We start from the raw sequence: 10684 nt of genomic DNA, 5'->3' as shown, positions 1-10684 counted from the left end.
AGTGCACCGACCCCCCGCCACCCCGGTGGCACGTGGCCGCAGGAGCACGCTGGGCCTGACCTCCGTCGTGCTCGTCGGCGCGCTGGCCCTCGCGGCCTGCGGCCAGAGCACCTCGGGCGCCCCCGGCGGCTCCGGCGGCTCCGACGTCCGCAAGCAGACGCTGATCATCGCGGAGAACGAGCCGCCGGCCACCTTCGACCCGGTCCAGGCCGACAACTCGACCGTTGACGAGGTGTCCATCCCCGCCTACGACACCCTGGTCAAGTACGCCAAGGGCGGCGTGATCGCCCCCGCGGTGGCCACCGAGTGGACGTTCTCCAAGGACGGCAAGACCCTCGACCTGACGCTCCGCGACGACGTGACCTTCCACGACGGCACCAGGCTGACGGCCACCGACGTGAAGTACACGCTGGACCGGATCGGCAGGCTGCAGATGGGCGTCGCGTCGCTGATGACCGCCTACGACTCCGCCGAGGCCGTCGACGACACCCATCTGAAGATCAGTCTGAAGCAGCCCTACGCGCCGTTCCTGGGTGCGCTGTCGCGGGTCTACCTGCTCAACTCCAAGCTCGTCCAGGCCAACGCCGGCTCCGACGACGGCCGTCAGTGGCTGGCGGCCAACGGCGCGGGGTCCGGGCCGTACAAGCTGACCGGGTACACCCCCAACCAGGAGGCCAAGTTCACCCGGCACGACGGTTACTGGGGCGGTTTCACCAAGCAGGCCAAGGACGTGGTGATCCGCTACCTGCCGCAGGCGGCGACCCAGAAGACCGCGCTGAGCAACGGTGACGTGGACATCGCGATGGACATCGACCCCAACGACTGGGCCGGTCTCGAAAGCGGCGGCCATGTGGTGGACAAGGCCGACACCAACGTGCAGCTCTACGTCTTCTTCAAGATGAAGGACTCGCCGGCGGCCGACAAGGCGCTGCGCGAGGCCATCACCTACGCCTACGACTACGACCAGCACCAGTCGGCCATCCTCAAGGGTGCGGGCAAGAAGGCCGCCGGAGTGCTGGCGAGCACGATGGCCTGCGCCGACCCCACGGTCGCGCAGGCGGGCTACGACCTGGACAAGGCCAAGAGCATCCTGGACGCCGCCGGGCTGAAGAACGTCACGCTGACGATGAGCTACCTCAAGGCCACCGCCGAGATGGAGCAGGCGGCCACGCTGCTCCAGTCCGACCTCGCCAAGATCGGGGTGAAGGTCGAACTGTCGGCGGTCACCTACCCGCAGTACGTCGAGATGCTCAAGAGCAACGAGACCACGCCCGACCTCGGCATGATCTACGGCTTTCCGCCCTACCCGGACCCGGACTCCGTGCTGCACCTGCAGTTCAACTCGAAGTTCATCAACAACGGGCAGAACAGCGGCGGCTACCACAACCCGAAGGTCGACAAGCTGGTCGAGGACGCTCAGAAGCTGACGGATGAGGAGGCCCGCTGCGCCCTCTACAAGGAGGCCCAGCAGACCATCGCGGCCGACCACCCCTCGATCAACATGTCCAACCCGCAGTACGTGACGGTTCACCGCAAGGGGCTCACCGGCTACGCCTATGACCCCGCGCACCACCAGACCGTGGACGTCTACCAGGTGCAGGTCGGCTGACCCGCCGGGCTCGGCGCGGCCCTCCGCGCCGAGCCCGCCCATCATCGGAGATCACCACTGAGGGGAGGTACCCCATGGCTCGTTTTCTGCTACGGCGGCTCGTGACCAGCGTCATCGTGCTGGCAGGCCTGGCCGTCGTCACCTTTCTGATGACCCAGGTACTGCCCGGCGACCCGGCCAGGACCGCCGCGGGGCGTAACGCGACCGCCGAACAGGTGGCACAGGTACGGATCCAGCTCGGCCTTGACCGGCCTCTGTGGCAGCAGTTCACAGGGTATCTGGACCGGCTGCTCCACGGCGACCTGGGCGTCTCGGTGTTCACCCAGCGGCCGGTGCTCGACGACATCGCGGCCATGCTGCCCTCCTCGGTGGAACTCGTGCTCGCCGCGATGGCGATCAATATCGTGGTGGCGGTACCGCTGGGCGTGTACGCCGCCTACCGGCGAGGCCGGCCGGCCGACATCGCGGCCCGGCTCATCGCCCTGCTGGGCGCGGCGGTCCCGGTCTTCTGGCTGGGCCTCATGCTCCAACTCGTCTTCGCCGCGGAACTCAGGCTGCTGCCGCTGACCGGCCAGCTCGCCTTCGGCCAGGACGTGCCGAGGATCACCGGAATGACCTCACTGGACGCGCTGCTCGGCGGGAACCTGCCCGCCTTCGGCGACGCCCTGCGACACCTGATACTTCCCGCCCTCACGCTGGCCGCCTCGTTCGTCGCGGTGGTGGCCCGCACGGTGCGCTCCTCAATGATCACCGCGCTGGACTCCGACTACATCACGCTGGCCCGGGCGACCGGCGCCTCGGAGTTCCGCGTGGTGGTACGGCACGGCCTGCGCAACGCCATGGTCCCGGCCAGCACGATTCTCGGCATGCAACTCGGCTGGATGCTCGGCTCCACGGTCCTGGTGGAATCCATCTTCGGCAGGACGGGAATCGGCGCCCACGCGGTCGCCGCCGTCCTGCAGAGCGACCTCTACACCGTGATCGGCACGGTTCTCGTGATCGGAGTGGTCTTCGTGGTGGCGAACATCGCCGTGGACCTGATCCAGCTCTGGCTCAACCCGCGACTGCGCAGGACGAAGCGCCGCACGGGCGAGCCGGCCGTACCCGCTCTCGCGGAGGTGAACGCGTGAGCGCCGGCGCCACGGCGGTCACCGGCGCGCGCCGCCGTATCCTGCCCCGCGTCCCGATCGTCGAGCGCGCCGCGGTGACGGTGGCCGTGGCGATGGTGCTCCTCGCCGTCATCGGGCCGCTGATCGCGCCGCACGACCCCTACGCGGTCGACCTGTCCAAGGCCCTGCTGTCCCCCTCGGGCGACCACTGGTTCGGCACCGACGCCAGCGGCCGTGACGTGCTCAGCCGGGTCCTGTCCGGCGCGCGGGTCACCCTGCCCGCCACGATGATAGTGATCGTCGCCGCGGCGCTGATCGGGACCGTGGTCGGCACGGTCGCGGCCCTCGGCGGGAAGGTCGTCGACGAGGTGCTGATGCGGATCACCGACATCGGCCTCTCGCTTCCGTCGATCATCCTGGCCCTCGGCCTGGCCGCCGCACTCGGCTCCGGCCTGCAGTCCGCGGTGATCGCCCTCTCCCTCACCTGGTGGCCCGGCTACGCGCGGCTGGTGCGCACGCTGGTCCGCGACGTCAAGGACGCCGAGTACGTCGACGCGGCCAGGATGCTCGGCGTCTCCAGGACCCGTCTCGTCTTCCGGCACATCCTGCCCAACGCGCTGAACACCCTGTACGTGCAGACCACGCTGGACGTCGCCGCGGTGATGCTGGTCATCTCCGGCCTGTCCTTCGTCGGCGTCGGCGCGCAGGTGCCGTCCGCCGAATGGGGGGCGATGATCGCCGCGGCGGCCAACAACCTCACCAACGGCTGGTGGGCGGTGGCCTTCCCCGGCCTGGCCATCATGCTGACCGCGATCTCCTTCAACCTGCTGGGCGACTGGCTGCGGGTGCGCAACGACCCGACGATCCGCGAGGGGGCCGGCCGATGACGGACACACCACTGCTCGCCGTACGAGATCTGCGGGCGAGCTTCCCCGGGCCCGAGGGGCCGGTCGAGGTCGTGCACGGCGTCGACCTGGAGCTGGCACGCGGCGAGAAGGTCGCGCTGGTCGGCGAGTCCGGATCCGGCAAGTCGGTCACCGCGCGAGCCGTACTGCGGCTGGACGCCGGCGCCACGCTGACCGGGCGGATCGCGCTGGACGGCACCGACCTGCTGACGCTGCCGCCGCGCCGGATGCGCGAGATCCGCGGTTCGGGGGTCGGCCTGGTCTTCCAGGACCCGCTCGCCTCGCTCAACCCGGTGATGACGATCGGCTGGCAGATCATGCAGCCGCTGGTCATCCGAGGGGTGTCCAAGAAGGTCGCCAGGCGGCGCGGCGTCGAGCTGCTCTCCCGGCTGGGCGTGCGCGACGCCGAGCAGCGCTTCGACGACTACCCCCACCAGTTCTCCGGCGGGATGCGGCAGCGGGTGGTGATCGCCATCGCGATCATCGCGGAACCCGCGCTGCTCATCGCCGACGAGCCGACCACCGCACTCGACGTGCGGGTCCAGGCGCAGGTGCTGCGGCTGCTGCACGAACTGGCCGACGAGCGGGACATGGCGGTCCTGCTGATCACCCACGACCTGGGCATCGTGGCCGGGTTCGCCGAGCGGCTGGTGGTGATGCGCCACGGCCTGGCGGTGGAGAGCGGCCCGGTCGATGAGGTCTACGCCCGGCCCCGCCACCCCTACACCAGGGCGCTGCTCGCGGCCGTGCCCCGGATCGGGGGCGACCTGTCCCGGCCGCTGGCCACCATCGGCTCCGCGACCGGGGAAGTGGCCGGGGAAGCGGCCGGGGAAGCGGCACAGGAAGGAACGGTGAGCCGGGCATGAGCGAGCCCCTGCTGCGGGTGCGGAACCTGGTCAAGACGTTCGAGGGCAGGCGCGTGCTGGACGACGTCTCCTTCGACATGATGCCGGGCGAGGTGCTCGGCCTGGTCGGGGAGTCGGGCTCCGGCAAGTCCACCACCGCGCGGTGCGTGGCGCGGCTGACCGAACCGGACTCCGGCCGGGTGGAACTCGGCGGGCGCGACGTGCTGGCGGCCGGCCGCGGGGAGCTGCGCTCCCTCCGTCGCGAGATGCAGATGGTGTTCCAGGACCCGTACTCGTCGCTGAACCCCCGGATGACCGTGGCCGAGCTGCTTGAGGAGCCGCTCGTCGTGCACGGTCTTGAGCCGGACCGGCGCCGGCGCAGGGAGCGCGCGGCGGCCCTGCTGGAGACGGTGAGCATGTCCGCCGAGCACCTGGACCGCTACCCCAGGTCGTTCTCCGGCGGGCAGCGCCAGCGCATCGCCATCGCCAGGGCCCTGGCGGTCGAGCCCCGGCTGCTCATCTGCGACGAGCCGATCTCCTCCCTGGACGTCTCGGTCCAGGCCCAGGTGCTCAACCTGCTCCGGGACCTGCGGCTGCGGCTGAACCTGTCGATCCTGTTCATCGCGCACGATCTGGCGGTCGTCTACTACCTCTGCGACCGGATCGCGGTCATGGAGCAGGGACGGCTCGCTGAGATCGGCACCCGGGAGCAGGTGTACGGGGCGCCGGAGCACCCCTACACCCGGTCGCTGCTGGCGGCCGTCCCGATCCCCGACCCCGCCGCCGAGCGTGCCCGCCGCGCGGCCGAACCTCAGTACTGAAGGAGGACCCGTGGAGAATCTGCGGATGTTCGTCAACGGCCAGGCGATGTCGGGCGGCAGCCTGAACACCGCGCTGAGCGGCGCCCGGTTTGTCGGACCCGTCGAGACCGCCCCCCGCTACCGGTTCTACTCGGTGCGCGACGAGTTCCCCGGCCTGTACCCGGTGACCTCCGACGGGTACGCCGTGCCCGGCGAGCTGTACGAGGTGAGCTACCAGATCCTGCGCGAGCACCTGCTGCCGAACGAGCCCGAGGAGCTGGAGCTGAGCGTGATCGAGCTCGCCGACGGCAGCGGATCGCTGTCCATGCGGATGCGCGACGAGTCGCTGACCCTGCCGGGGGTCACCGACATCAGCACGGCCGGCGGCTGGCGCGCCTACCTCGCGTCCGGCCGGACGCAGGGCGAGATCGGCCGGACGCAGGGCGCGGTCGGATGAGAGACGCCGAGCTGGTGGTGCGGGGCGGCACGGTGGTCGAGGCGGGCTGGTCCGCCCCCGCCGACGTGTTCGTGGCCGGTGGTGTCGTCGTCGCCCTGGCCGAGCCGGGCACGCCCGCGCCGGGCAGCGCGGCCGAGGTCGACGCGACCGGGCGGCTGGTCATGCCGGGCGGGGTGGACCCGCACTGCCACGTCGGCTTCACCTCCGGCGACTTCACCTCGCTCGACGACTACACCAGGTGCACGACGGCCGCGGTGTTCGGCGGCACCACCACGATCGTGGACTTCGCCATCCCGCGGCCCGGCCAGGCACCTGCCGACGCGGCGTACGCCCAGCGGGCCAAGGCCGCCCAGGGGCTGTGCGACAGTGCCCTGCACGCCTGCGTCGTGGAGTGGGACGAGACCGTGCCCGACCAGCTCGGCGCGCTGGTCGCGGACGGCATGCCCACGGTGAAGATGTTCACCACATACCGCGGCGAGACCATGGCGGGCGAGGACACCATCCTGCGGACCATGAGGACGCTGCGCGACCTGGGCGGCATGGTGGTGATCCACTGCGAGGCCAACCACATCATCGAGGACACCCAGGAGCGGTGCGCGGCGAGCGGCAGGATCGGCGCCGGGCACATGGCCGCGACCCGCCCCGAACTGGCCGAGACCGCCTCGGTGGCCGAGGTGCTGGCCATCGCCGAGTCGCTGCGGGCACCGGTCTACTTCGTGCACCAGTCCACCGCCGAGGCGGTCGAGCTGGTGGCGGCGGCCAGGCGGCGCGGCGTGCCGGCGTTCACCGAGTCGGTCGCCCACCACCTGGTGCTGGACGACGGCAACTATGACGGCCCCGCCCCGGAGCGGTTCGTCTGCTGCCCGCCGCTCCGCTCCCGCCAGGCCGTCGACGCGCTGGGACGCCACCTGTTCACCGGGGAGATCACCACGATCGGCAGCGACCACTGCTGCTACGACCTGGCGCAGAAGGAGTCGCGGCGCACCGACGTGCGGGCCATGCCCAACGGCCTGCCCGGGGTGGAGACCCGGCTACCGGTGATCTTCTCCGAGTACGTCGCCGGGGCAGGGCTGCCCGCCACCCGGTTCGTCGAGCTGACCGCCGCCAACCCGGCCAGGACCAACGGCCTGTACCCGCGCAAGGGCACGCTGATGCCGGGCTCGGACGCCGACATCGCGATCTGGGATCCGGCCGCCCGGTGGCGGGTGAGCGCCGGCGACCTGCACATGGCGACGGACTACACGCCGTACGAGGGCATGACCCTGACCGGCAGGCCGCGGACCGTCCTGGTCGGCGGCCGGGTCGTGGTCCACGACGGCATCCTGGTCGACCCCGTCCCCCGCGGCCGGCACCTGTCCGCCGGACCGATCTCGCTCACCCCGGCACTGGGGCGCACGGCTCCGTGACGACGCTCACTCCGGCACTGGGGCGCACGGCTCCGTGACGACGCTCACCCCGGCACTGGGGCGCACGGCTCCGTGACGACGGCGCCCCGGTCGGCACCTGCCGGCCGGGGCGATATATGCCCCCGCCTTCCGGGCGCGTTCACGGTCCGGATCCGCGCGTCGCGCCCAGCGCGGTGAGCCCAGCGCGTAGGGCGCCGGGCTCGTGTCGCGATTGGCGGGGTAGGCGGTCCGCCGGACAGCGGAGCGACGATAGCCATGAGGAGGACGACGCGCGCCGCGTCGTCGCCTAACGTTCCCGTCCTCGCCCCGCCCGCCCAGGTGCGGGCCGGAACGCAAGGGAAGATCTCATGCCATCGCTCTCCAATCCACTCGGTTTCCGCAGATGGGCCGCAGGGGTGTGCCTCATCGTCGCGCCGCTCCTCTACATCGCGGGCGCCATCGTCGACCCGGCCCTGCGGCAGGGCGGTGACACCACCGGCGTCTACGGCAGGTATCCGGAGCAGGTCTCGGTCAGCGCCTCGCTGCTGCACTGGAGCTGGGTGCTGATGATCCCGGGAATCATCGGGATGATCCACCTCATCCGGCACCGGGGAGTCGTCTTCGGCCACCTCGCCGGCGGTCTCGCGCTGCTCGGCGTGGTGAACTTCTCCGGGCTGATGCTGGTGGACTTCTTCTACTCCCGGCTCGAACGCGCCCTGGGCGGGCGGCAGGGCGAGATGCTCGCCGAGCAGGCGCTCTCCGATCCCGGCGCCACCTTCGGGTTCCAGATCCCGGGCTTCCTCGGGCTGCTCGGCCTGTTCCTGCTCGGGCTGGCCCTGGCCTACGCCGGCCACGGGCCGTGGTGGGCACCCTTCGCGATCATCGCGGGCGTCTTCGGCACCCTGATCTTCCCGATCGGCACGGCCGTGGGCGGCCTGCTCTACCTGGCCGGTTCCGGGGTGATCGGGCTGCGGATGCTGCGGATGAGCGACGCGGAGTGGGCCGGGCGGGAGGCGGCTCAGCCGGTCGCCGCCGAGATGTCCAGCGGGAACCGGGCGGCCACCCGGTAACCGCCGCCCGGGACGGGACCGGTGGACAGCTCGCCACCGTGCATCTCGGTCCGCTCGCGCATCCCGACCAGGCCATGTCCACCCGAGGGCTGCCCGTCCAAGCGCTGCCCGTCCAAGCGGTATCCGTCTGGGCCGTGCCCGCCGGCCGGGGGAGGGCCGACGCCCGTGCCGTCGTCGGTGATCTCCACATCCAGTCCGGTCGGGCCGTGGGCGATGACGACGTCGGCACCGGTGGCGGGGGAGTGCTTCAGCACGTTCGTCAGAGCCTCCTGGATCACCCGGTAGGCGGAGAGCGCGAGTCCCGGCGGCAGGGGGCGCGGCTCGCCGATGATCTGGAGACGGACGTCCAACCCGGCCTCCCTGACCTGCGCGACCAGCTCGTCCAGCCGCTCCAGGCCCGGCTGGGAGGCGCCGGGGTCCGGATCGCCGGTCCCGCGGAGCACTCCCAGCATGAGCTGGAGCTCCTCGACCGCCTCGCGGCCGGCCCGCTCGACCCCGAGCAGCATGTCGCGCTCCCGCTTGTGCTCCTCACCGAGCCGCATCCGCACCCCGCCGGTGTGCAGGGTCATCACGCTCACATTGTGCGAGACGATGTCGTGGAGCTCCCTGGCGATCCGGGTCCGTTCCTCAGCCACCGCCAGCCGGGCTCGCTCCTCGCGTTCCATCTCAAGGCGGATGGCGTGTTCCGCCAGCCGCAACGTCCGGTCTATCTGGCGACGCAGCAGGATGCCGCTTCCGTACGCCACGCCGATGAAGACGGCTGTGATCATGACTTCGGCGATGTCGTTGCTCTGGAACGTCTGCATCTGCAGGCCGGCGTACGTCGCCAGCACGCACGCCAGCCCCGCGATCCCGCGGCGGCTCCGCAGCTCCGCGGCGCTGGCCACGGTGTGGACGAGGATGAGCGTCGAGTAGAAGTGCCAGGCGGCGTAGTATTCGTCGCCCGCCACCACCCGCACGGCCAGGCCGTTCGAGATCAGCGCGAGGAGCAGGGCCGTGGGGAACCTGCGCCGGAGCAGCAGCAGCGTCCCGGCGACGACCGCCCCCACCGCCAGCGGCACCGGATCGCTGATCTGGCCGGGCTGGGAACCCTGGCGGCCGAAGGACTCGACGAGGCCGGTGATCCCCACGGCGAGGGAGAGAAGGAGATCCAGCCAGGTCGGCCGCCAGTCGCCGAGCAGTCTTCTCAGCACGGCAGGTTCCGCTGCCCGGGCCGCACGACCCCGGCCTCGTAGGCGAACACGACGGCCTGGGTCCGGTCGCGCAGGCCGAGCTTGTGCAGCAGCCGGGCGACGTGGGTCCTGATGGTCGCGTCGCCCACCTGGAACTCGCGCGCGATTTCGAGGTTGGAGAGCCCTCTGGCGAGCAGGCGCAGCACCTCCAGCTCACGCGGGGTGAGCGTGGCCAGCTCGGGCGGCGCGACCGGCTCGTGGTGCGCGGTGAACGAGGCGATCACCCGCGTGGTGGCCGCCGGGTCGATGAGCGCGTCGCCGGCCGCCACCACCCGTACCGCCTCGATGAGCTGCTCGGGGGGCGAGGTCTTGAGCAGGAAACCGTTCACTCCGATACGGAGCGAGGCGTGCAAATTCTCGTCGGTGTCGAAGGTGGTCAGTATGACGATCCTGGGTGGATGCGGGTCCGCGAGCAGCCGCCGGGCGGCGCCCAGGCCGTCCAGCCGGGGCATCGCGATGTCCATCAGCAGCACGTCCGGTCGCAGTCGCCGGGTCACGGAGAGGGCCTCCAGCCCGTCGGTGGCCTCCCCGACGACCTCGATGTCCGCGGCGGTCTCCGCGACGAACCGCAGTCCGGTGCGGATCATGGCCTGGTCGTCCGCGATGACCAGTTTGATCCTCGCGAGACCGTTTGTCCTACCAGGCATGCGCAGCAGACTACAGAGGTCGATCGCCTAGCGGCGACCCTCCCCGGAAGAGACGCGGGCCGACCCGGGCTCCGCCGTGTGGCGGACCCGGGCTCCGCCGTGTGGCGGACGGAGCGCGGGGTGGGTGTTCGAGATTCACCGGACGTGTCGCGCCGGCTGTGGTGTGCGGCTGCCGCGTCGGAGAGGGGTTTCGCCGACCACCGCGGCGGACGAGAGCAGTCCAGGATCCGCGTCACAGGAGTCGGCGGGCGAGGGGCAGCCTGGTCCGAGTGATCAGCGCCCCCACAGATGCCAGAACGGGCAGCCCCACCACCACGGCGATCACGAATGGCCACGGTATGGCGATCGTGGCGGGATCTCCGGCGGCGTGCGTCGTCATCGGCCGGCTCAGGGCCACGCCCGTCACCATCCCCGCGGCCAGCCCCACCAGCGCGCCGAGCCCGGAGATGTAGAGGGCCTGGCCGGCCACGACCACGCGCAACGTCCCCCCGACGTGGGCCGGTCGAGCCCGCCCGCGAGGTTGAGCAGGGTCGGCTTGCCGGACCCGGACGGGCCCATGACCGCGACCAGCTCCCCCGCGTCGACCGCGAGGCTCACGCCCTTCAGGGCCGGGTCAAGTTGACGG

The 10684-nt window shown here is 71.3% G+C and carries 12 protein-coding genes; 8 read left to right on the top strand and 4 right to left on the bottom strand.

Translation table 11 applies throughout. The features are described 5' to 3' along the window. Position 1 precedes the first annotated feature (1 nt). The 8 genes from OIE13_RS19940 (at position 2) to OIE13_RS19905 (ending at position 8180) form a co-directional block, all read left to right on the top strand. A complete protein-coding gene (locus OIE13_RS19940; protein ID WP_326637643.1) occupies positions 2-1609 on the top strand; it encodes an ABC transporter substrate-binding protein in 1608 nt (535 codons plus the stop codon). 74 nt (positions 1610-1683) lie between these two features. Continuing rightward, complete coding sequence (locus tag OIE13_RS19935; protein ID WP_326637645.1) at positions 1684-2739, top strand: ABC transporter permease; 1056 nt, start codon at positions 1684-1686, stop codon at positions 2737-2739. Beyond that, positions 2736-3605 carry an ABC transporter permease gene (locus tag OIE13_RS19930; protein WP_326637647.1) on the top strand — a complete coding sequence of 290 codons (870 nt, stop codon included), beginning with the start codon at positions 2736-2738 and terminating at the stop codon, positions 3603-3605. The genes OIE13_RS19935 and OIE13_RS19930 overlap by 4 nt, the downstream gene beginning before the upstream one ends. After that, positions 3602-4489 carry an ABC transporter ATP-binding protein gene (locus OIE13_RS19925; protein ID WP_326637649.1) on the top strand — a complete coding sequence of 296 codons (888 nt, stop codon included), beginning with the start codon at positions 3602-3604 and terminating at the stop codon, positions 4487-4489. Before OIE13_RS19930 ends, OIE13_RS19925 begins: the two co-directional genes overlap by 4 nt. Then, entirely contained in the window at positions 4486-5289 is an 804-nt protein-coding gene (locus tag OIE13_RS19920) for an ATP-binding cassette domain-containing protein (protein ID WP_326637650.1), read from the top strand. The genes OIE13_RS19925 and OIE13_RS19920 overlap by 4 nt, the downstream gene beginning before the upstream one ends. 10 nt (positions 5290-5299) lie before the next feature. Beyond that, entirely contained in the window at positions 5300-5725 is a 426-nt protein-coding gene (locus OIE13_RS19915) for an allophanate hydrolase-related protein (protein ID WP_326637652.1), read from the top strand. Continuing rightward, entirely contained in the window at positions 5722-7131 is a 1410-nt protein-coding gene (gene hydA / locus OIE13_RS19910) for a dihydropyrimidinase (protein ID WP_326637654.1), read from the top strand. The genes OIE13_RS19915 and hydA overlap by 4 nt, the downstream gene beginning before the upstream one ends. 347 nt (positions 7132-7478) lie before the next feature. Continuing rightward, positions 7479-8180 (top strand): hypothetical protein, encoded by a 702-nt coding sequence (locus tag OIE13_RS19905; RefSeq protein WP_326637656.1) that lies wholly within the window; start codon positions 7479-7481, stop codon positions 8178-8180. Here the strand turns inward: OIE13_RS19905 and OIE13_RS19900 are convergent. From OIE13_RS19900 to OIE13_RS19885, 4 genes are all read right to left on the bottom strand, one after another. Continuing rightward, a complete protein-coding gene (locus OIE13_RS19900; protein ID WP_326637657.1) occupies positions 8129-9373 on the bottom strand; it encodes a sensor histidine kinase in 1245 nt (414 codons plus the stop codon). The two genes, OIE13_RS19905 and OIE13_RS19900, sit on opposite strands and share 52 nt — an antisense overlap. Next, entirely contained in the window at positions 9367-10059 is a 693-nt protein-coding gene (locus tag OIE13_RS19895; protein WP_326637659.1) for a response regulator transcription factor, read from the bottom strand. Before OIE13_RS19895 ends, OIE13_RS19900 begins: the two co-directional genes overlap by 7 nt. A gap of 232 nt (positions 10060-10291) precedes the next feature. Next, positions 10292-10534 (bottom strand): hypothetical protein, encoded by a 243-nt coding sequence (locus tag OIE13_RS19890; RefSeq protein ID WP_326647117.1) that lies wholly within the window; start codon positions 10532-10534, stop codon positions 10292-10294. Further along, positions 10462-10617 carry a hypothetical protein gene (locus tag OIE13_RS19885; RefSeq protein ID WP_326830301.1) on the bottom strand — a complete coding sequence of 52 codons (156 nt, stop codon included), beginning with the start codon at positions 10615-10617 and terminating at the stop codon, positions 10462-10464. Before OIE13_RS19885 ends, OIE13_RS19890 begins: the two co-directional genes overlap by 73 nt. Positions 10618-10684: the final 67 nt, after the last annotated feature.

The organism is Streptosporangium sp. NBC_01810, assembly GCF_035917355.1.
Lineage (GTDB): Bacteria > Actinomycetota > Actinomycetes > Streptosporangiales > Streptosporangiaceae > Streptosporangium.
Note: the sequence above shows the minus strand (reverse complement) of the source record. Positions and strands in the feature narration are given on the sequence as shown.